1 protein-coding gene is annotated in these 338 nt (G+C 40.2%); it reads left to right on the plus strand.

The genetic code is table 11. The annotated features are described in order from the left end of the window. A partial coding sequence (locus tag ACPYOJ_RS34900) for a fibronectin type III-like domain-contianing protein (RefSeq protein ID WP_481420313.1) occupies positions 1-338 on the plus strand: 338 nt, incomplete at both ends.

Below are 338 nucleotides of genomic sequence, written 5' to 3' on the forward strand. Positions count from 1 at the left end.
CGGCTTGAGCTACACTACTTTTGAATTCGGAAAAGCAAAAGCAGATAAAAAGGAGATGTCTCAGGATGATAAAATTACCTTTACGGTTACTGTAAAAAATACCGGTAAAAGAGCTGGAGCCGAAGTGGCACAATTATATATCAGCGACCTGAAATCATCTGTTCAGCGACCTACAAAAGAGCTGAAAGGCTTTGAAAAAGTATTCCTGAATCCCGGAGAAGAGAAAGAAGTAACATTTACCATTGATAAAACTGCTTTAAGTTTCTTCGATGCCGATAAACACGACTGGGTAGCAGAACCCGGAGATTTCGAAGCACTTATTGGAAACTCTTCGGATG

It is taken from the genome of Rhizobium sp. SVR5-9E (assembly GCF_056755095.1).